The 21,168-nt window shown below is 58.2% G+C and carries 22 protein-coding genes; 15 read left to right on the top strand and 7 right to left on the bottom strand.

The features are described 5' to 3' along the window. Positions 1–25 precede the first annotated feature (25 nt). The 5 genes from BMY44_RS04125 to BMY44_RS04105 all read left to right on the top strand — a co-directional run bounded on the left by BMY44_RS04125 (position 26) and on the right by BMY44_RS04105 (position 3,140). Positions 26–496, top strand: coding sequence for a YbaK/EbsC family protein (locus BMY44_RS04125; RefSeq protein WP_089990625.1), 471 nt, complete (start codon positions 26–28; stop codon positions 494–496). 238 nt (positions 497–734) lie between these two features. Next, positions 735–1,190: a DUF2852 domain-containing protein gene (locus tag BMY44_RS04120; RefSeq protein WP_423219731.1), complete on the top strand. Its 456-nt coding sequence runs from the start codon at positions 735–737 to the stop codon at positions 1,188–1,190. Between the two features lie 60 nt (positions 1,191–1,250). Beyond that, positions 1,251–1,706 (top strand): DUF2852 domain-containing protein, encoded by a 456-nt coding sequence (locus BMY44_RS04115; RefSeq protein ID WP_242650478.1) that lies wholly within the window; start codon positions 1,251–1,253, stop codon positions 1,704–1,706. A gap of 71 nt (positions 1,707–1,777) precedes the next feature. After that, complete coding sequence (locus BMY44_RS04110; protein ID WP_089990620.1) at positions 1,778–2,233, top strand: RDD family protein; 456 nt, start codon at positions 1,778–1,780, stop codon at positions 2,231–2,233. 70 nt (positions 2,234–2,303) lie between these two features. Continuing rightward, complete coding sequence (locus tag BMY44_RS04105) at positions 2,304–3,140, top strand: arginyltransferase (RefSeq protein WP_089994495.1); 837 nt, start codon at positions 2,304–2,306, stop codon at positions 3,138–3,140. A gap of 80 nt (positions 3,141–3,220) precedes the next feature. Here the strand turns inward: BMY44_RS04105 and BMY44_RS04100 are convergent, their stop codons facing one another. The 3 genes from BMY44_RS04100 to BMY44_RS04090 all read right to left on the bottom strand — a co-directional run bounded on the left by BMY44_RS04100 (position 3,221) and on the right by BMY44_RS04090 (position 7,725). Next, positions 3,221–5,575, bottom strand: a complete 2,355-nt coding sequence (locus BMY44_RS04100) for a TRAP transporter large permease (protein WP_089990617.1) — start codon at positions 5,573–5,575, stop codon at positions 3,221–3,223. 17 nt (positions 5,576–5,592) lie between these two features. After that, positions 5,593–6,507, bottom strand: a complete 915-nt coding sequence (locus BMY44_RS04095; RefSeq protein WP_089990614.1) for a TRAP transporter small permease subunit — start codon at positions 6,505–6,507, stop codon at positions 5,593–5,595. Between the two features lie 135 nt (positions 6,508–6,642). Further along, positions 6,643–7,725: a TRAP transporter substrate-binding protein gene (locus tag BMY44_RS04090; RefSeq protein ID WP_089990612.1), complete on the bottom strand. Its 1,083-nt coding sequence runs from the start codon at positions 7,723–7,725 to the stop codon at positions 6,643–6,645. A gap of 297 nt (positions 7,726–8,022) precedes the next feature. Here BMY44_RS04090 and BMY44_RS04085 point away from each other — a divergent pair, with 297 nt between their 5' ends. From BMY44_RS04085 to BMY44_RS04065, 5 genes are all read left to right on the top strand, one after another. Further along, positions 8,023–9,450 carry a cache domain-containing protein gene (locus tag BMY44_RS04085; protein WP_089990609.1) on the top strand — a complete coding sequence of 476 codons (1,428 nt, stop codon included), beginning with the start codon at positions 8,023–8,025 and terminating at the stop codon, positions 9,448–9,450. Then, positions 9,447–10,079, top strand: a complete 633-nt coding sequence (locus tag BMY44_RS04080) for a response regulator transcription factor (protein ID WP_089990606.1) — start codon at positions 9,447–9,449, stop codon at positions 10,077–10,079. The genes BMY44_RS04085 and BMY44_RS04080 overlap by 4 nt, the downstream gene beginning before the upstream one ends. Before the next feature lie 87 nt (positions 10,080–10,166). Next, positions 10,167–10,997, top strand: coding sequence for a glutathione-dependent disulfide-bond oxidoreductase (yghU, locus tag BMY44_RS04075; protein WP_089990604.1), 831 nt, complete (start codon positions 10,167–10,169; stop codon positions 10,995–10,997). Between the two features lie 104 nt (positions 10,998–11,101). Further along, the gene (locus BMY44_RS04070; RefSeq protein WP_089990601.1) at positions 11,102–12,016 is read left to right on the top strand and encodes a calcium/sodium antiporter; all 915 of its coding nucleotides are present in this window, start codon (positions 11,102–11,104) and stop codon (positions 12,014–12,016) included. A 294-nt stretch (positions 12,017–12,310) separates the two neighbouring features. Then, on the top strand, positions 12,311–13,261 hold the full coding sequence (locus BMY44_RS04065; RefSeq protein WP_089990599.1) for a fatty acid desaturase: 951 nt from the start codon (positions 12,311–12,313) through the stop codon (positions 13,259–13,261). 50 nt (positions 13,262–13,311) lie between these two features. Here BMY44_RS04065 and BMY44_RS04060 read toward each other — a convergent pair whose 3' ends face one another. Further along, on the bottom strand, positions 13,312–13,884 hold the full coding sequence (locus tag BMY44_RS04060) for a VPLPA-CTERM sorting domain-containing protein (RefSeq protein WP_089990596.1): 573 nt from the start codon (positions 13,882–13,884) through the stop codon (positions 13,312–13,314). A 436-nt stretch (positions 13,885–14,320) separates the two neighbouring features. Here BMY44_RS04060 and BMY44_RS04055 point away from each other — a divergent pair, with 436 nt between their 5' ends. After that, positions 14,321–16,075 carry an acetolactate synthase 3 large subunit gene (locus tag BMY44_RS04055; RefSeq protein WP_089990594.1) on the top strand — a complete coding sequence of 585 codons (1,755 nt, stop codon included), beginning with the start codon at positions 14,321–14,323 and terminating at the stop codon, positions 16,073–16,075. 112 nt (positions 16,076–16,187) lie between these two features. Then, positions 16,188–16,751 (top strand): acetolactate synthase small subunit, encoded by a 564-nt coding sequence (gene ilvN, locus BMY44_RS04050; RefSeq protein ID WP_089990591.1) that lies wholly within the window; start codon positions 16,188–16,190, stop codon positions 16,749–16,751. A 41-nt stretch (positions 16,752–16,792) separates the two neighbouring features. Here the strand turns inward: ilvN and BMY44_RS04045 are convergent, their stop codons facing one another. The 3 genes from BMY44_RS04045 to BMY44_RS04035 all read right to left on the bottom strand — a co-directional run bounded on the left by BMY44_RS04045 (position 16,793) and on the right by BMY44_RS04035 (position 18,032). Next, positions 16,793–17,107, bottom strand: a complete 315-nt coding sequence (locus BMY44_RS04045) for an EF-hand domain-containing protein (protein WP_089990588.1) — start codon at positions 17,105–17,107, stop codon at positions 16,793–16,795. A gap of 245 nt (positions 17,108–17,352) precedes the next feature. Beyond that, positions 17,353–17,610, bottom strand: coding sequence for a hypothetical protein (locus BMY44_RS04040; protein WP_089990585.1), 258 nt, complete (start codon positions 17,608–17,610; stop codon positions 17,353–17,355). Between the two features lie 176 nt (positions 17,611–17,786). After that, on the bottom strand, positions 17,787–18,032 hold the full coding sequence (locus BMY44_RS04035; protein WP_089990582.1) for a hypothetical protein: 246 nt from the start codon (positions 18,030–18,032) through the stop codon (positions 17,787–17,789). Between the two features lie 289 nt (positions 18,033–18,321). Here BMY44_RS04035 and BMY44_RS04030 point away from each other — a divergent pair, with 289 nt between their 5' ends. From BMY44_RS04030 to BMY44_RS04020, 3 genes are read left to right on the top strand one after another with little or no spacing between them, the layout of a single operon-like run. Further along, positions 18,322–19,257, top strand: a complete 936-nt coding sequence (locus BMY44_RS04030; protein ID WP_089990580.1) for a nucleoside hydrolase — start codon at positions 18,322–18,324, stop codon at positions 19,255–19,257. A 19-nt stretch (positions 19,258–19,276) separates the two neighbouring features. Next, a complete protein-coding gene (locus BMY44_RS04025) occupies positions 19,277–19,723 on the top strand; it encodes a GNAT family N-acetyltransferase (RefSeq protein ID WP_089990577.1) in 447 nt (148 codons plus the stop codon). Beyond that, positions 19,723–21,117 carry a protein adenylyltransferase SelO gene (locus BMY44_RS04020; RefSeq protein WP_089990574.1) on the top strand — a complete coding sequence of 465 codons (1,395 nt, stop codon included), beginning with the start codon at positions 19,723–19,725 and terminating at the stop codon, positions 21,115–21,117. The genes BMY44_RS04025 and BMY44_RS04020 overlap by 1 nt, the downstream gene beginning before the upstream one ends. Positions 21,118–21,168: the final 51 nt, after the last annotated feature.

The following is a 21,168-nucleotide window of genomic DNA, read 5'->3' as shown; positions in this document are numbered from 1 at the left end:
GACAAGCTAGGCAGGAAGCAGCGAAATGAGCAAGAGCCTGAAACGCGTGGTCGGCGCACTGCGGGATGCGGGCCTGGATATTACGCCGCTCGAAATGGATGCCGACACGCGAACGGCGCAGCAGGCTGCAGATGTTGCCGGTTGTCATGTCGATCAAATCGGCAAGTCTGTCATTTTCGCAGGACAGGACAGCGAAAAGGCCGTTCTTTTCATCACAGCTGGTGGAAATCAGGTTGATCCGGTGAAAGCTGCAGCACTTGCAGGCGAACCGCTGGGCAAAGCGGATGCCGCGCTGATCCGTGCGCAGACCGGCTTTGCCATCGGCGGTGTGTCCCCCGTCGGCCATCTGAACCCGATCCGCGCGTTTCTTGATCCGCGCTTGCAGGACTTCGCGACGATCTGGGTCGCCGCAGGCACGCCGCGCCATATTTTTGAGATCGCGCCGGACCAGCTTCTAGCGCTGTGCTCGGCCACTGTGGGTGAGTTCACGACATGAAAAGGCGCAATCGCAAAGGCATAAAAGGCCTGTATTGCACGATGTGAAGAGAAACTGCGCCTTCCCAAGCCAAGCTGCACCTGATCGTAGCCTGACTAAATTCTGCCTGAAAGCAATGCTTTAGCGCCGCAATGTAAAAAACATTCACATTAAGTCTTGATCGGTCGCAGGGGTTATCCCATCTGTAGTGATGTGAAACGCATTTACATTCACGGCAACCAAGAGGAACAGACGCGCTATGCAAACTGCAAACCCCACCCATCCAACACCTGACATGGCCTATATGTCTGCCCGTCCCGGCATCTTTGCCCGCACCGAAGCGTGGCTGGATGAGCGTGGCAAGGGCGCATGGATCGCCGCCATGGTGGTTGGCTTCATCTTCTTCTGGCCCATCGGCCTCGCCCTTCTTGCCTACATGATCTGGAGCAAACGCATGTTCAACAAGTCCTGCACATCCGTCACCCGCCACAACGGGCGCTATGCCCGCCACGCGATGAAATCATCCGGCAACACGGCGTTCGACGCCTACAAGACAGAGACCCTGCGCCGCCTTGAAGAAGAGCAGACAAACTTCGAGCAATTCCTCGAGCGTCTGCGCGAAGCCAAGGACAAGGCCGAGTTCGACGAGTTCATGGACGAGCGTGCCAGAAAGACGGACCACGATAGCGACCATGACGACAAGGACGTCGCCTAAAAAAGCTAGGGCACCGGAAACGGTGCCCTTCACCGTATTTGAGAGTGAGAGGGACACCAGATGACGATTGCAATGAACACCCATTACGACACAAACGAACCCCCGCACCCCCGGCCATACGGATTGCCGGTCTCGGTGCAAATCCTGTCCACGATCCTTTTCGGCGCCTTTGCGATTACGGCGATTGCGATAACGTTCGATCATTCCTGGGTTGCCGGTTTCATCCTTGCCATAGTGCTGGGCTGGCGCGGCGGCTTTGCGCCCGGTGGCGCTGCGCTGCCGTCACCGCAGGTCGTTGACGCCAAACTGCGATCGCTTGTGCCGACAACCGGCACACAATCATCCGGCAACGCCAGCTTTGACGCATATCGTCAGGACATGCTGGCACGGCTTGAGACAGAACAGGCCAAGTTCGAAGGCTTCCTCGGACGCCTGCGCGACGCCAAGGACCAAAGCGAATTTGACAAGTTCATGGACGACCGCGCCACCAAACTACGCGCCGAGGCGCAAGACTGACTGCGGGCGGACCATCCCTTGTGCGGGGTGGTCCGGCTGCCTATCTCACCCCTGACCGAAAGCGAAACGAGATGACGATGACATCGCACCACCTGACCTCCGGCCTGCCCGATCCACAGACTGAAGCGGCATTCTACGAAGGCGTCCCGCTCAAGCGGTTCATCGCTTGGGTCGTCGATGCAATCGTGATCACGCTCTTCAGCCTGATCGCAGTTCCATTCACCGCATTCACGGCGATCTTCTATTTTCCATTCATGATGCTGTTTGTCGGCTTCATCTATCGGTGGGGCACAATTGCCAGCCGGTCCTCGACATGGGGCATGCGGTTGATGGCAATCGAATTTCGCAACGACGATGGGCATCGCTTTGATTCCGGAGAGGCAGCGCTGCACACGCTTGGATACACGGTCGCTTGGGCAGTCTTCCCGTTGCAGCTTGTGTCGATGGTAATGATGTGCGTCACCGAACGCGGTCAGGGCCTGATCGACACGATCATGCACACCACGGCAATCAACAAACCCGCCTAGGACAACACATCGCGGCTTCGCCATTTTCGGGGGGTTGCACGGCACCCGTTTTGCACGTCAGAATAAGGGCATGCGCCATACGCTACCAGTCGCTCCGCAGTTTTATGTCACTGCGCCCCAACCCTGCCCTTACCTCGAGGGCCGGATGGAACGTAAGTTGTTTACAGCACTTCAGGGCGACAACGCCGGGGCATTGAACGACAGCCTGTCCAAGCAAGGCTTCAGACGCTCGCAGAATGTGCTGTACCGCCCGTCCTGTGCGGAATGTGCGGCTTGCATGTCAGCGCGCATCCGCGTGGCCGACTTCACACCGTCCCGCAGCCAACGTCGTGTCATAAAACGTAATGCGCATCTCAAACGGCGCGCGACGTCGCCCTGGGCAACCGAAGAGCAATACAGCCTGTTCCGCCGCTACCTTGATGGCCGCCACGCAGATGGCGGCATGGCGGATATGGATATGTTCGAATTCGCCGCAATGGTAGAAGAAACGCCGATCCGCAGCCGCGTGATCGAATACGCCGACACGAATGTCGCCCCGAAGGATCGGGACGGCCCCGTGGCTGCCTGCCTGACAGACATCCTCGATGATGGCCTGTCGATGGTCTATTCGTTCTTCGCACCGGAATTGGCAAAGTCATCGCCGGGTACGTATCTGATCCTTGATCACATCGACATCGCGCGCGAATTGGGTCTGCCGTATGTCTACCTCGGCTATTGGGTGCCCGGATCACCAAAGATGGGATACAAGGCCAAGTTTGCCGGGCTCGAAGTCTATCGGGGCGGCCATTGGGGCGACCTTGGCGCGCTGGATGATTACCACACAGCGCTGCATCCGCTTTCGACGGATCCCATTGCCGAACAGGTCGCGCGGATCAGTCTGCCCGGCAGCCAGCCGGCTGGCGAATAAGCGACACCTCCCTACCTTCGCACGAAAAAAGGGCGCAACCCTCCAGTTGCGCCCCTCTTTGCGTCCGCACTGCCGAATGATCAGTTCAGCAGATTCGGAACAATCGTAACGACGCCGGGGAATGCCGCCAAAAGCGCCAGTCCGGCCACTTGGATGCCAATGAAGGGCAGCACACCTCTGTAGATCTGACCCGTCGTGATGTTCTTGGGGGCGACCCCGCGCAGATAGAACAGGGCAAATCCGAATGGGGGTGTCAGGAACGACGTCTGCAGGTTCACCGCAATCATGATCGTCACCCATTTCGGATCGAACGATCCACCATAGATTACCGGCCCGACAATCGGGATCACGATGTAGATGATTTCAAGAAAGTCGAGCACGAAGCCAAGGATGAACAACACCAGCATGACGATCAGGAAGACCTGCCATTCATTGCTGAAGGACTTCAGGAATTCCTGAATATAGTGTTCCCCGCCGAACGAGATCAGAACAAGGTTCAGCAGCTGCGATCCGATCAGGATAGTGAACACCATCGACGTCACCTTCGCCGTCTCGCGCACGACCGGCGCAAGCACGCCACCAGCCAGCAAGGTCCAGCAGCACCACAGCAAACCAAACATGGCAAACAGGAACGAACCGAACGCCACCAAGAACGCGATGTAGTTCTCGAACAGCACGTTCTCCTGACCAAGGCGCATGTCGAAATTCGTGCCAACCAGCAACATCACTGCGAGGGCACCAGTGGTCAGCAGAACCATGTTACCCGACCGCCCCTGATCCTGCAGCTTGCGATAGGTTGCCAGCAGGATCGCACCACCCGCACCAAGGGCCGCGGCCGGTGTCGGGTTCGTGATGCCGCCAAGGATCGAGCCGAGAACCGCAACGATGAGCACAAGCGGCGGGAAAACCACACGCAGGATTTCGTTGCCGAAAATCCGGCGCGAGGCATGCGCCAGCCCGTAGAATGCCACGATCAGTGGGATCGCGATAATCAGCGTCGTCGCACCCGGCGTCGTCAGTGGCCCGATCAGCGTTGCGTCCACGAACAACAGCAATAGCACACCGATGGCACCGACAATCAGCTCTGTCTGGCTGCGCGACGGTGCAACGCCGCGCGCAAGCACCAGCACAAGGGCCATCAACAAGGCCGCAACAGTCAGGCCCGACCCAAGCGGTGGCGCATCGTCGACGGCTTCCAGCACAAGCGCTGCGCGTTCTTCATCGCCCAATGCACGGGCCTGTTCGACCCCACCGGCCTCGTCGATGGCTGCCTGTTCGGCAAGGGCTGCGGCCCATGCCTCTTCGCCATGCAGTTCCTGCATCGCGGTCGCACATTGCTCGGATACGTTTGTACGCAGCGATGCGGTCTGACCGGCATCTGTAAAGCTATCCACGATCACGGACTGGCTACCGATCACATTGAAGCTCGAAAGCGCCATGAAAAGCGCGATCAGGCCGATTGGCACGGCAAGGAACCATGTCAGCCCTTCATTGCGGGTGATGACCTCATCACCACCGGCTCCGTCCATCGGGACGGCCGGGGCCTTTGACGGATTGAGCAAGGCAAATCCGAAGGCATAAAGCGCATAAAGCAACGCCAGCATGATCCCCGGCAGCAACGCCGCCTGGAACAGCGTGCCCACGGACACAACAGCCGGTTCGCCCAGATACGTCAGCGCATCCGAACAGCCCACGGCCTGCGCGCGTTCTTCCTGCGCGGCGGAATAAAGATCACCGGCAAGCGTGCCCAACAATACGATAACGATCGAGGGCGGTATGATCTGGCCCAAGGTTCCTGATGCGGCAATCACGCCTGTCGACAGCTCTGGCGAATACCCGTTCTTGAGCATCGTCGGAAGCGCAAGCAGGCCCATCGTCACAACCGTTGCACCGACGATCCCTGTGGACGCTGCAAGGAACGCCCCCACGATCACGATGGACACGGCCAGACCACCCGGCAGCGGTCCAAAGACTTTGGCCATCGTTGTCAGAAGTTCGTCAGCAATCCGCGAGCGTTCCAGCACGATCCCCATCATGACGAACATCAACACGGCAAGCAGGGTCTCGATCGACTGGCCCGCCAGAACGCGTTCGTTCATGCGGTTCACGACAAAGGAAACGTTGCGATCCATCGCGACCTGCCACCCGTCGGGGAACAGCGGGGTCGCGTAGCGCGGTAACTCCGGATGGCTGAAGACAGAGATACTATCCCCCCTCACCCCATCGGCCACAATCGCCGCGAATTCGGCCGTGTTTGGATCAACCGCAAAGTGGGTCAGCATGCCACCGCCGTCCAGCACGGCAATGATCGTAAAGGAAATCACGGCAGAACCGGAGATCGCGAATGCGACCGGAAAGCCTGACAGGATGCCCGCAAAGAGCGTCAGGAAAACAATGATCAGGCCGATTTCGACGCCATCAAGTCCGAAAAGCATATCTTATCCGCCTGTCTTTAATGAATCTGCGCGACAAGCTCTGCTTGCTCATCGCCCAGTTTGTCTTTGTCGAGGTATTTGCCTTCGCTCGGCTCACCTTCCTTGCGTTCAAGGTAGGAGCGGTAAAAGAAGGCCACGGCCTGCAGCATCACCAGCGCGGTAAAGGTGATCAGCAGGATCTTGAAAAGGAAGTATGCGTTAAAGCCATTCGGCGAAAAACCGATGGTTTCTACGTTCCAGCGCAATGCACGCGCCTTGTTCATCAACCGCTCAAGACTGTCGGACGCAGATGGATTGGGGACCACCAGATGCCGCCACATAAAGAACCAGCCATAAAGCCATGTCAGGATCGCAGCCGGAACCATAAAGACAAGTGCACCGATCATGTCGATCAGCCGTTTGGTGCGGTAGCTGACGACTGAATAGACAAGGTCAACGCGGACGTGCCCGCCCTGGATGAACGTGTATGACACGCAAAGGCAGACGATCAACGCGTTGTAAAGCTTGAGTTCCTCGGACCACCAGCTGACATCTTGCGAAAAGCTCATGCCGAAACCCAGACTGATCTCGGAAACCGCGAACACCCGCTGCATGAAGATGATGACGATCTGTTGCAGCACCATCAGAAGTCCGGCCCATGCGGCCAGTCGTCCAACCGCGTTACCGAAACCCTCAAGCCCCCGCACACAGCCCCACATGAAACGGTTGTTGATCATGCCGATGATCGTGACGATCAGGAAGATGACAAATACGACGAAAAACAGCTCGACCGAACCGCCGTAATAGATGAACCGGGTCAGCGCTTCGGGATCGGACCAGTTCAGCCACATTCCCGGATGCAAAATGGCGTAAAAGAAATTGTAAAACGCTTCGATCAGATGGGCAAAGAACCACCCGACCGGGTTGCCGCCCCATGCTTCGACCAGTCCCATGGCCTGTCCCCCGAAAATCTGTTGTCTTACCAGTTCAAAACCGGCGCAATGTGGGCCCAATCTGTCAGGGACAGCGGGCCCACATGTTGATCTGCATCAAATCCCCGCACAAATTATGCGAGGATTTGCAAAGCCTTAGCCCATGACGCGGTCACGCTGTGCGCGATATGCACCTTCGGACTGGGTGATCCAGTTCGAGGATGCCGCCATCGACGCATTGTAGGACGCGCGCATGCGGTCATACAGTTCGTCACCGGCGTACTGGTCCATGGTTTCCTTGGCTGCGGCACCCATTGCGTCCCAGACGGTGTCTGGGAATTCCAGGACCTTGACGCCACCGGCCTGCAGACGCTGCAGCGCCGCACCGTTGTTGTCCATGAACTGTGCAAGGTTCCACTGGTGTGCTTCGCCAGACGCGATCTCGACGATCTTCTGGTGCTCTGGCGACAGGCTTTCCCAAACATCAAGGTTTGTTGCCAGCGACAGGGCCGCACCCGGCTCGTGCATGCCGGCTGTGTAGTAGAACTTGGTGATTTCCTGGAAACCGGCCTTTTCGTCAGCCCATGGGCCGATCCATTCTGTGCCGTCAATCGCACCAGACGCCAGCGCTTGATACACTTCAGCACCCGGAAGGTTCTGAACGGATGCACCCATCTTGCCCAGCGCTTCACCGCCAAGACCCGGCATACGGAACTTCAGACCCTGGAAATCTTCCGGGCCCGTGATTTCCTTGGCAAACCAGCCACCGGCCTGTGGGCCCGTATTCCCGGCAAGGAATGACTTCAGACCAAAGATTGAACCAAGCTCGTCATGGAACGCCTGACCTTCGCCCTGATAATACCAGTTCGAAATTTCCTGCGGTGTCATGCCGAAAGGCACAGACGTAAAGAAGGCATAGCCCGGATGCTGACCGACAAAGTAGTAGTCGGCCCCGTGATACATGTCCGCCTGACCAGAGGTCACAGCGTCAAATACTTCGAACGCACCAACAAGTTCGCCGGCTGCCTTCAAGTCGATTGTCAGGCTGCCGCCGGACATTGCCGTGATGGTGTCAGCAGCGCGCTGTGCGGCGTCATGCACACCGGCAAGGCCGCGGCCCCATGTGGTGACCAGCGTCAGCGTGCGGTTGCCCTGCGCAAGCGCTGGGGCTGCCAGCGTCGTTGCCGCAGCGGCGGTGCCACCAAGCGCGGAATTTTTCAGAAATGAGCGACGATCCATAGGTTTCCTCCCGAATTAACAACACCCGATAAGTCCAAGGACCGGACTCCGGGCGGATCAGTGCGTGCGGTGACCCTAGCGATGCATTGCGCGATTACAATTCCGTAGTTTTGCGTAGACATGCGTTTTCCAGTGAAATCAGACATGTAAACCATGAAATGAACCAAATTTCGCGCGCGCCGGATTGGCTGAACCGCCATGTTAGCGCTCACGAAAAATCGAATCACGAGACGGTTTGCCCTGCCGGTGATCTTCCTGCTACTGTGCGCGCCAGCCACAGTGGAAAGTCACCTGAAAATGTCGTTCTGGCTTGCCCGGATCCGTGCCGCATTCGATCTGTCTTACGGACAAAAGCTGTTCTTGCTCGCAACAGTGCCGCTGATCGTGGCGGTGACGTTGATCACGCTTGTCGTCACCATCCAGTCACGCCAACTTGCCGAACGCGAAATCGCAGCGCTCGAAGCGGAACTGATCGAGGCAAAGAAAGAAGAGTTGAAGAACTACCTGTCGATCGCCCGGACCGCCGTCGTGAACACCTATGGGCGCGCCGCGCCTGATGACGAAGCGGCCAAGCTGGCGGTGACGCAGGAACTGTCGGCAATGCTGTACGGGCAGGATGGCTATTTCTTCGTGTTCGAATACGACGGCACCAATATCGTCGCGCCACGCCAGACCTATTTGATCGGCAAGAACTGGACCGGCCTCAAGGACATCAACGGCATTCCCATCACGGACGAAATCATCCGGATCGCCCGCACCGGCGGCGGGTATCATACGTTTGAATGGCCCAAACCCTCGACCGGGGCCAATGGCCAGATGATCGTCTATGTGAACGGCCTTCAGGATTGGCGGTGGGCCATGGGCACAGGCATCTTCATCGACGACGTGGTCCAAAGTGTCGCGGCGGCGCGCGCTGACGTGGAACAGCGGATCAACCGCACATCGCTTTATATTGTCGGGATCGCGACCATTGCTGTTCTTGGCGTCTTCATTTCGGGGTTGATACTGAATATCCGCGAACGCCGCCTGGCCGATACAAAGCTCAAGGCGCTGACACAACGCATCTTCGACACACAGGAAGAAGAACGCGGCCGCGTAGCGCGCGAATTGCACGACGGGATCAGCCAGATGCTTGTCGGGGTGCGCTATGCGCTGGAACTGTCCAAACGCCGCCTCGGCATGGATAACGCCAAGGCGGGCGACAGTCTGGACAAGGGCATCGCAAGTCTTGGCGGCGCCATTCAGGAGGTGCGCCGCATCAGCCGCGATCTGCGCCCCGGCGTGCTGGACGATCTGGGTCTTGGCCCTGCCCTGCAGGCCTTGACGGATGAATACACCAACCGCACCGGGATCCATGTCGATTTCGAAACCGTCGTGTTCCGCAATCGTCTGGATCAAGAGGCGCGCATCGCGCTCTATCGTATTGCCCAAGAGGCACTGACCAACATCGAGCGCCATTCCGGCGCGACGTCCGTGTCGGTCTCGCTCAAGGGAAACCGCAAAGGAGCGGTGCTCAACATCGCTGACAATGGTACAGGCATGGTCTGGCCCGGTGCCGCCCGTGGCCGCGCACAGGGCATCGGGATGCGCAACATGCAGGAACGGGTGGAACAACTTGGCGGCACGCTTCGGGTGCTGTCGACCAGTCAGGGCACCACCATCGTTGCACAGGTGCCGCTGACCCATATGCTCAAACCCGAAGAAACACGAAAGAAGACGGCATGACGATCCGCGTTTGTATTGTTGACGATCACCCCATGGTTGCCGAAGGGATCCAGTCCATCCTCGAAAGCTATGACGACATCGACGTTGTCGGGACGCTGACGGATGGGCAATCAGCGGTGGAACAGGTCGAAAACCTTGCCCCCGACGTCATGCTGCTGGACCTGAACATGCCCGGGCTGTCAGGGCTGAATGCCACCGAGATGATCCTTGAACGGCGGCCCGAGACGCGCATCCTGATCCTGTCGATGCACGACAGCCCCGAATACATCTCGATCGCACTCAGCCACGGGGCAAAAGGCTATGTCCTCAAGGACGTGCCGACCGAAGAAATCCGCACCGCCATCGACACGGTCATGGCGGGCGGTGAATATCTTTGCACGGGTGCGAAAGGGTCGCTGAAACCCAAGATCGCCGACGGGCGTGAACCGCTGACCAGTCGCGAACAGACGATCCTGCTGCAACTCGCACAGGGCAATTCCAACAAGGAAGTGGCCCATGAACTGGGAATTTCCGTGCGCACCGTGGAAACCCACCGCAACAACATCCGGCGCAAGCTTGGGATCAGCAGCACCGCAGGGCTGACCCGCTATGCGATGGAACACGGGGTTTTACAGGGCACCGGCATCTGACCACCCTTTTGCACACCGCATTGTGCGTTCACGAAGACTGGTCGTTTGGCGACCTGCCAGCTACCTCAGGTCCAAAGGAGATCCGACATGACTGACTACACCCCGCCCAAGGTCTGGACCTGGGACGCCGAAAGCGGCGGCGAATTTGCCAAGATCAACCGCCCCATTGCGGGTGCGACCCATGAAAAGCCCCTGCCCGACGGCAAGCACCCGCTGCAACTCCATTCGCTTGCGACACCCAACGGGGTCAAGGTCACGGTGATGCTCGAAGAACTGCTCGCAGCGGGGCATGACGCCGAATACGACGCGTGGCTGATCAACATCACCGAAGGCGATCAGTTCGGATCAGGCTTCGTTGGCATCAATCCGAATTCCAAGATACCGGCGCTGTTCGACAAGGGCACAGGCGTGCGCGTATTCGAATCCGGCCATATCCTGCTCTACCTCGCGGAAAAATTCGGGGCGTTCCTGCCCGAAGATCCGGCAGAGCGGGTCGAGGCGATGAACTGGCTGTTCTGGCTGCAAGGCGCTGCTCCCTACCTTGGCGGCGGGTTCGGTCATTTCTATCACTATGCCCCTGAAAAGCTGGAATACCCGATCAACCGCTTTGCGATGGAAACCAAGCGGCAGCTTGACGTGCTGGACAAGCGGCTGGGTGAAGCGCGCTATCTGGGCGGCGACACCTATTCCATCGCCGACATGGCAACCTGCCCGTGGTACGGGTCACTGATCCAGGGCAGTGTGTATGGCGATGCCGCGACCTTCCTTGATACCGCATCCTACAAGAACGTGGTCCGCTGGACGCAAGAGGTCAGCAACCGGCCGGCCTATCAACGCGGACGCCGGGTGAACCGCGTCTGGGGCGAGGAAAACGAACAGATGAAGGAACGCCACAGCGCTGCCGATTTCAACAGCTGATCAGCGGGCGCGTGCGACCGGCATTCCGATCTGCATGAATATTTTCAACGCCCCCTAGGCAAGCGCAGGCGGCCTCGCCATGTAGCGATGGCAAGGGGGCGTTCATGCTGACATATCTGATCCTGTGTGGTGGCCTTCTTGGGCTGTTTCTTGGTGGTGACCTGCTGGTCCGGGGCGCCAGCGCCATCGCTGTGCGGCTCGGGATGTCGCCCATGGTCATCGGATTGACCATCGTCGGCTTCGGCACCTCGACCCCGGAACTGCTGGTCTCGCTAAATGCGGCCCTGAACGGGCAATCCGGTATCGCCATCGGCAATGTCGTTGGGTCGAATATCGCCAACCTTTTGCTGATCCTCGGGCTTGCCGCCCTGATCGCGCCAGTGGAAAGCCGGTTTCAGGACAATCGCGGTGACCTGTTCTGGATGTGCGGTGCGGTGATCATTCTGCCGGTGCTGTTTTATTCGGGACATATCGGGCGGATCGAAGGTTTCGTGCTGGCGCTTGGCCTTGTCAGCTATCTGGTGCTGCGGCTGCGCGGCGCGCGCGACGGTGAACTGACAGTGGACGCCGCGCCCTTGTGGCGCTCGCTCCTGATCACAGCGCTTGGGCTTGCGGCTGTCATGGCCGGGGCGCATTACCTTGTGCAATCCGCGACCATCATCGCCCGCGACTGGGGCGTATCCGAAGCGATGATCGGACTGTCGATCGTCGCGATCGGCACATCGCTGCCGGAACTTGCAACAACCTGCGTCGCCGCGTTCAGGGGCCAACGCGACATCGCGCTTGGCAACGTCATCGGGTCGAACATCTTTAACGTGCTCGGCATCCTCGGGATCACGGCCCTTATCGCCCCCATCCCCGTCGATGCGCGGTTTCTGACGCTCGACACGCCTTTCGTGATTGCGGTCTCGCTGATCATTCTTGCACTGATCGCATGGCGCAACGGGTTCGGGCGCATTGTCGGGCTCGCGATGCTGGCGACTTACGCCGGTTACATCGCCTATTCGGCCATGATCTGACAAACGCAGAAACCGCCGCCCCGGGAAAGGGAACGGCGGCGATCAGGCGTCAGTGGGAGGTCTGCGTTGTGATCTGTCACATCATGTTTGCCACCGCACACCGGCCCGCGTCCATGCGAAAATGCGTGCATTCACGCGCAGATGAATGGGCTGTAACAGAACCTGAAACAAACGCCGCCCAGCGCTGACGGCGGCGTGAAACGGCGTCACATTGTTACAAGACAAAAATGCCGATTGCAGCATTTTTCTTGACTGATCAGGCTGATTGGCCGCACGATTTGGAAGTCGCGGGCCATGTTGACGGGCCTGCGCTTCCGAAAACGACCGAAAGGCCGCCGCTTGAACACGCGCTTGTTCTCCGAATGGATCACGCTCGCCCTCATCGGCGGGTGCTATGCGCTCTGGATGATAGCGGGATTGCTCTGGACATCGGGGGTCTGGTTCCTGGGCGCGTTGGCGCTTCCCGTGCTTGCCGCGTTTCACGGATCGCTGCAGCACGAGACGATCCACGGGCACCCGACGCGCCGGGTCTGGCTGAACGAATTGCTGGTCAGCCTGCCCCTGATCGGCATCTTTCCGTACCGGCGCTACAAGGCGCTGCACCTGCAACACCACCGCGACGAGCACCTGACAGACCCCTACGAAGACCCGGAAAGCTATTTCTGGCCCGCGGATGCTGTGGCGCGGATGACGGATTTCCAGCGTCACCTGTTCGCCCTGAACAACACCTTCGTCGGGCGTCTACTGGTCGGGCCCGCATTAACGATCATCGGCTTCACCAAGACCGAGCTGGCGCGGCTCAAGGCCGACGAGCCTGGCGTGCGCCTTGCATGGGCGCTGCACGGGGTGGGTCTGGTTGTGCTTGCGGTCATGGTTACGCAAGTCTTCGGGATGCCGCTGTGGGTCTATTTCCTGTGCGTCACCTACCCGGCGCTGTCGCTGACCGCGATGCGATCATACGCGGAACATCAGGCGGCTGAAAACGTCGGCGCACGGACGGCCATCGTCGAAACCTGTTCGCCGCTCGCGCTGCTTTATCTCAACAACAACCTGCACATTGTGCATCACGCCAGTCCTGCTACACCGTGGTACCGCCTCCCGGCGCTCTACAATGAACGGCGGGACAATTATCTTGCCGCGAACGAGAACACGCTGTTTGTCGGCTACAGCGACATCGCGCGACGGTTCGCGTGGCGAGTGAAGCAGCCGGTTGAACACCCCCATCGTCAAATCAGAACGCCATAGAAAAAGGGCAGCCCATTGGACTGCCCCATGTCACGATTTGTTAAATCAAATCAGGTCTTGCGGCGTCTTGCGAAGCCAAGTGCGCCGATGCCGACAAGCAGCAGCAACCCACCCGCTGGAAGCGGAACAGTCGAAACTTCGTTACCTTCCACGCCATACAAGGTCAGGTGGCTAAGTCCGGGAACGTTATTACCGTTGCTCAAGGCAACGCCGTTCAGGTTGGCCACATCAAACATGTTTCCAGTGATCCCGCCGGCAAAGTATTGACCGATCCAGCCTGGCCCGCCTTTGTAGACGACGACATAAGGCGTGTCGCCACCAGTGTACGTCCAGCTCCCCTTCTTGGAGTCGTCCAACGTGACACTTAGGCCAACGCCTTCGTAGTCGTTGTCGTCTACATCATATTTTGCGATCTGATAGATCGAAAAACCTGGGTCGAAGTAAGGAGAAAGAAGCGTATCGAATGCAGCAAGCGTCGTAGCGACATCCGGTGATCCACCAGATACCTTGTCATTGCCTGCGATTTGCGGTGTTTGCGCAGTCGGAAGTATCGTAGCTGCAGATGCGAGTTGGCCAACTGCGATGAATACCGCAGCAATCAGGCCTCTAGTTAATATCCCCATTTTGGAGCACCCCTTAAATTAAGGTTTGATCTTAACACGTTGTTAACCTTTCGGGAAGTGGGCACGTAAAGGGGCCACTTTTTGCGAAGCTGAACAAATTCAATGGATTGAATGATGTGCCTGACCGGCGGAACAAAAGCGCTTTCAGGTGTCGCGACTACCGGTTCGACAAAAGCAGCGAATCATCCCCCTGAAAGAAAGTTGCGAAAACGTGCCGCAAAACGACATTTTCTCCAGATCGGCTGTTGACCCCCCTCACCCATCCGCTTAGGTTCCCCGCACGCAAAGGAACTCTGATAATGTCGATTGTCGTACTAGTGGTAAAGAAAACGCGCATGGGCCGGTGACGGTAAGACCATAACGATCCCATGCGCCTCCGACATCCTCGGGGGTTTTTTTGTGGCTGATGAAAACAAACGCGAAGGACGCGAAGACTATGGCTAAACAGATGACCGGAGCAAAAATGGTCGTGCAGGCGCTGATTGATCAGGGCGTGGACGTCGTCTTTGGATATCCCGGCGGTGCTGTCCTTCCGATCTATGACGAAATCTTTCAGCAAAACCATATTCAGCATGTTCTGGTGCGTCACGAACAAGGCGCTGTGCATGCGGCCGAAGGGTACGCGCGCTCGACAGGGAAAGTCGGGGTGGCCCTGGTCACATCCGGCCCGGGTGCCACGAACGCCGTCACCGGGCTGACCGACGCGCTGATGGATTCGATCCCGATCATCGTGCTGACAGGTCAGGTGCCGACATTCATGATCGGTTCTGATGCGTTTCAGGAAGCCGACACCGTTGGCATTACGCGGCCCTGCACGAAACATAACTGGCTGGTCAAGGAAACGGACATGCTGTCCCAGACCCTGCACGAGGCGTTTCACGTGGCGACCTCGGGCCGCCCCGGCCCCGTTTTGATCGACATCCCGAAGGACGTGCAGTTTGCCACCGGCAAATACACCGAAGTCCAGAAGATGGAGACGCATTACGCGCCACAGGTCAAAGGCGATATCGACAGCATCACCGAATTGGCCAAAGCGATGGAAACCGCCAAGCGCCCGATCTTTTACACAGGCGGCGGGGTCATCAACTCTGGTCCGGCGGCCTCTCAACTGCTGCGTGAACTGGTGGCCGCGACGAACTTTCCGATCACATCCACCCTGATGGGGCTGGGATGCTACCCCGCGTCGGGCGACAACTGGCTGGGGATGCTGGGGATGCACGGGCTGTACGAAGCCAATATGGCCATGCATGACTGCGATCTGATGATCAATATCGGTGCGCGTTTCGATGACCGGATCACGGGGCTGATCTCGGAATTCAGCCCCAAGTCGAAGAAAGCACATATCGACATCGACGCGTCGTCCATCAACAAGGTCATCCACGTGGATATCCCGATCCTTGGTGACGTCGCACACGTGCTGGAAGACCTGCTGAAGGTCTGGAAATCCCGCGGCCGCAAGACCAACAAGGAAGGTCTGGGCAAATGGTGGGGTCAGATCAATGAATGGCGCAAGGTGGATTGCCTGGCCTTCAAACAGGAAGGCAAGGTCATCAAGCCGCAGTATGCCCTTCAGCGTCTGGAAGAGCTGACCAAGAAGCACGACCGCTACATTTGTACCGAGGTCGGCCAGCACCAGATGTGGGCCGCGCAGTATCTGGGCTTTGAGGACCCGAACCGCTGGATGACATCCGGAGGCTTGGGCACGATGGGTTACGGTTTCCCCGCGTCCATCGGCGTGCAAATGGCGCATCGCGACGCGACTGTTATCAACGTCGCAGGCGAAGCGTCATGGTTGATGAACATGCAGGAACTGGGCACCGCGATGCAGTACAATCTGCCCGTAAAGCAATTCATCCTGAACAATGAACGTTTGGGGATGGTGCGCCAGTGGCAGGAACTGCTGCACGGCGAACGCTATTCATCCAGCTGGTCGGAATCACTGCCCGACTTTGTCAAACTGGCGGACGCGTTCGGGGCAAAGGGTATCATCTGCTCTGATCCCGCCGATCTGGATGACGCGATTATGGAGATGCTGAACCACGACGGGCCGGTCGTGTTCGACTGCCTGGTAGAAAAGCATGAAAACTGCTTCCCGATGATCCCGTCAGGCAAACCGCATAACGAAATGCTGCTGGGCGAAAATGCAGATACGGCAAATGCCATTCAGGCCGGCGGCGCGGTGATGGTCTGATTTCATGGTGCACGGGTTGTGCACGCGCTGTGCACGCCCGGTGTACCCTTCAAATAGGCATTCGGCAGGGACCTTCCCGGCCACACAACGATAGAAATGAAAGACTGAAATCATGTCCCCGCTCAAGATCAAAAAAGGCGCTACAAGCCACTCTGCCTACAACCTCCGCTCGACCTTTGGCGATGAAATCGAACGCCACACGCTTGCGGTGATCGTGGAAAACGAACCCGGCGTCCTTGCCCGAGTCATCGGCCTGTTTTCGGGGCGTGGCTATAACATCGAAAGCCTGACCGTCGCCGAAACCGACCACACAGGCCACCTGTCGCGCATTACGGTCGTGACCTCTGGCACGCCGCAGGTCATCACGCAGATCAAGGCGCAACTGGGCCGGATCGTCACGGTTCACGAGGTTCACGACCTGACCGTCGAAGGCCCGTCAGTCGAACGGGAACTGGCCTTGTTCAAGGTTGCCGGCACCGGTGAGCATCGGATCGAAGCGATCCGCCTTGCCGATATCTTTCGCGCCAACGTTGTCGATAGCACGTTGGAATCGTTCATTTTTGAAATTACGGGCACACCGGAAAAAATCGATGCATTCGCTGATCTGATGCGTCCGCTGGGCCTGCAGGAAGTGGCGCGTACAGGCGTTGCGGCATTGTCGCGCGGCCCACACTGAATACACAAAGGCCCCGCTGATCGCGGGGTCTTTGGTGCGCTTTAATCATCGTCTTCGTCGTCGTCTTCATCTTCGAAGTCCTGATCAAGATCATCACGTTCGTCACCGTCAATGACGCCATCGCCATTTGCGTCATATTTGGCAAAGTTGCCGGCGTTGAATTCGTCTTCGCTCAACATCCCGTCGCCATCGGAGTCCCACTCCTTGAACATACCCGCAGCAGAGTTGCCGGCATTGAATTCCGTGCTGGAGTAACCGCCGTCTCCGTCGGAGTCCCAGTCTTCCTCGGCAATCGCCGGGGCTGCGACGATCAACGCCGTGCTGGTCAGAAGTGCGGTCAAATATGTCTTTGGCATGGTCTGCTCCTCTTTTTGTTACAGGCCCTTAACGGTCGGGTATTTGTGATGGAAACTGACGTGAGTGGGATTTGTTCCAACGGGATCTTGTGCCTTTTTGCGGCTATACTTCGTCTAACGGCGGTCGATAACACGTTGGAATATCTGCCTTTTGCAACTTGCGCGTTTGCCTTGCAGGCCATTGCCCGCACAGGTCTGTCGCAAACATGCAAAGGCCCCGCGCATTGCGAGGCCCATGGTTTGATTTACGAATCGTCGTCGATTGTCAGACCGCCGATTGCGTCTTCGTCGCCGATCAGCGCCTGCTCGGATTCATCAAGCACATTGTCATTGTTGCGGTCCAGTTGGCCGAACTCGATAATGGACAAATCGTCATAAAGGTCTTTTGCTTGTTCATATGTCAGGCCGGGACCGGTGCTGACGGCGGTGGGCATTATATTGGTTTCAGCACAGGCTGACAGGGCAAGTGCGGCTGCGGCAGGGAGAATGATCTTCGGAGTCATTGGTTTTCCTTTTGTTGTACCCATGAAAAACCAGCGTTCCCGCGCATTGTTCCAAAAACGAAAACGCGCACCAGCCGGGAGGCAGCGGTGCGCGTCAACGTCACAACCCCCCGCGCCCGATTGGGGCGAGACGCGAGGGGCGCTGGCTTTTTCAGTTGGCCGGAGAGGCCAGCCAATTAGCCATCACTGGCGGGCAGCAGACCTGCGTCTGTACCAGCGGCAATTTCGTCAGCATCCAAAAGGCCATCGCCGTTCGCATCGAGGGTTGTGAAAGTGTCCTCTGTCATGTCGGGCATTACGGCCTGCAGCTCTGGGAAGCTGTACATCCCGTCTGCATTCACGTCGATTGCGGCATCTTGTGCTGCCAGCGGCGTGGCAAGAAGCAATGCAGCGGGGATCAGCATAAGTGTCTTACGAGTCATCAAAAGTCTCCTTTGGACATGTCGCATCCGTTTTGTCTGCGATGACTGTAATCTGGGGTGTGCGGGGTCGGGTTGCTATAAGTGACCGGAAATGCGCCAAAAATCGGCGCTGGGGTGCTTGATAGTAGATGAACGTTCGGCGGACCAAGGCCGAGTTTTTTCACCCGGTCAAAACTGGCAATCCGGCACCGACGACAGATGGTCGCTTTGGCGTATTTCCGCAGCCTTTCGCCTTGCCCCTTGAAGATAGACCCTGCACTCTCCAACGCACCCAGATAGAGAGACGCAGATGCCGCCCCGCAAGATCATTATTGATACTGACCCCGGCCAGGACGATGCCGTTGCCATTCTTCTTGCCCTTGCCTCGCCCGAAGATGTCGAGGTTCTTGGGATCACGGCCGCTGCTGGTAACGTGACGGTCGCAAAGACGTCCCGCAATATCCGTATTGTGTGCGAACTGGCAGGCAAGCCTGAAACGAAGGTCTACGCCGGATCGGATCATCCCATCGGCCGCCCGCTGGTCACGGCAGAGCATGTGCATGGCGATACCGGTATTGATGGTCCCGAGATGGTCGAACCCACCATGCCCCTGCAAGAACAAAACGGCGTGGATTTCATCATCGAGACCGTGCGCAACACCGATGATGTCACGCTTTGCACCCTTGGTCCGATGACAAATGTCGGCCTTGCCTTTCAGAAGGCACCCGACATCATCCCCCGTGTGCGCGAGATCGTTTTGATGGGTGGCGCCTATTTCGAGGTTGGCAACTACACCCCGGCGGCTGAGTTCAATATCTATGTCGATCCCGAAGCCGCCGAGATCGTGTTCAAGTCGGGTCGCCCAATCACGGTCATGCCGCTGGATGTCACCCACAAGGCGCTGACCACCCCCGAACATGTCGCCGCCATCCGCAATCTTGGCACAAAGGTCGGTGACATGACGGCCGCGTGGCTGGATTTCTTTGAACGTTTCGACAAGGACAAATACGGCACTGACGGCGCACCGCTGCATGATCCGTGTGTGATTGCCTATCTGATCAAGCCGGATCTTTTCAAAGGCCGCTTTATCAATGTCGAGATCGAGACCCAATCGGACCTGACGCGCGGCATGACCGTTGCAGACTGGTGGGGGGTCAGCGACCGTGCGCCGAATGCGATGTTCATGGGTGACATTGACGCCGATGGGTTCTATCGCCTGCTGGCAGAGCGGCTTGCCCGCCTTTAGCCAGCGAAAGGCCACCCCTATGACGACAGCGATCAATCTTGCAACCGAAGACGACGCGGACCGTGTGTTGTCACTGATGGCCCGCTATCATTCCGAGGCTGGATTTGACTATGATGACGACCACCGCAGCGCCGTCATCGCGCCGTTGCTGACCGGCAGCCCGCTAGGTGCTGTCTGGCTGATCGGACCGGCGCGCGCGCCGCTTGGCTATGTGATGGTGACCTTTGGTTGGTCCGTCGCGCATGGCGGTATGGTCGGCTGGCTTGAAGAGGTCTTTATCCGTGCTTCGGTGCGCAATCGCGGCATCGGCACCGAAGTTCTGCACGCAGTCGTTGTCAACCTGCGGCAAGCGGGCCTGAAAGCGATGCATGTGCAACTTGCCCCGGACGCACCGGCGAAGGGATTTTGCAAGCGTTGCGGCTTTGCCCCTGTCGATGGCTTTGTCCAGATGACCGATCCGCATTGATGGCTATTGCGTTCGACAACAGTTTTGCCCGACTGCCCGCGACGATGTTCACGGCACTTTCGCCGACCCCGGTCGCCGAGCCCGCATTGATCGCGTTCAACGATGCATTGGCTGAAAACCTCGGCATTGATGTGGATGATCCGGCGGCCGTGTTTTCGGGCAATGTCGTGCCAGAGGGTGCCACCCCACTTGCCCAGCTTTATGCAGGCCACCAGTTCGGAAACTGGAACCCGCAACTGGGCGATGGACGTGCCATCCTGTTGGGTGAAGTAGTGGATGCTGGCGGTATCCGCCGCGACATCCAGTTGAAAGGGTCAGGTCGCACGCCCTATTCGCGCGGCGGCGACGGTCGCGCGTGGCTTGGCCCTGTTCTGCGCGAATATATCGTCAGCGAAGCGATGCATGCGATGGGCGTGCCCACGACCCGCGCGCTGGCAGCCGTCGCGACCGGCGAACAGGTTTATCGTGAATCCGCCCTGCCCGGAGCGGTACTGACCCGCATCGCAAGCAGCCATATCCGTGTTGGCACCTTTCAGGTTTATGCCGCCCGCGGCATGATGAATGAGCTGAAAACGCTCACCGATTATACCATTGCCCGTCATTATCCCGATGCGGATGGCCCGCAGGCGCTTTTGGATGCCGTCATCGCGCGACAGGCCAAACTGATCGCGAAATGGATGTCGCTGGGCTTTATCCACGGTGTCATGAACACGGATAACGCCAGCATCGCCGGTGAAACCATCGACTATGGGCCTTGTGCCTTCATGGATGACTATCAACCGGGCAAGGTGTTCAGTTCCATCGACCAGATGCGGCGCTATGCTTACAACAACCAGCCGAACATTGCCGCCTGGAACATGGCGCAGTTTGCGACTGCCCTGATTCCGCTGATGCCTGATCAGGACACTGCTATTGAAAGTTTCACACTCAGCGTGAACCGTTTGCCGCAGCTCTATCAGGATGCGTGGCTGACAGAATTCGGTGGCAAGCTGGGACTGAAACAGCCGACCGGCGATGATGTGTCGCTGGTTTCGGATCTGCTTGATCTGCTTGCACGTGAAGGCGCTGACTTTACCAACAGCTTTGCGTCCTTGTCAGAAGACAGGCCAGAGGATCATTTCATGGATCGTGACGGCTTTGCGACATGGGCGGCACGCTGGCAGGCCCGCAAGCCCGATGAAGCGCTCATGAAGGCCGCGAACCCCCGCGTCATCCCGCGCAATCATCAGGTCGAAGCCGTCATTCAGAGCGCTGTGGCGGGTGATTTTGCGCCGTTTCAAACGCTTTTGCGCGAAACGACCGATCCGTTTGCCCCACTTGACGCGATACGTCGCCCGCTTGCCGCCCCGCCAGCCGAAGGCGAAGCGGTGCTTCAGACATTCTGCGGTACGTAAGAAAAACGTCGTTTCAGGTCGGCAGTGATCGGCCGCTGCCTTTGGCACAGC

The organism is Cognatiyoonia koreensis (assembly GCF_900109295.1).
GTDB lineage: Bacteria > Pseudomonadota > Alphaproteobacteria > Rhodobacterales > Rhodobacteraceae > Cognatiyoonia > Cognatiyoonia koreensis.
Note: the sequence above shows the minus strand (reverse complement) of the source record. Positions and strands in the feature narration are given on the sequence as shown.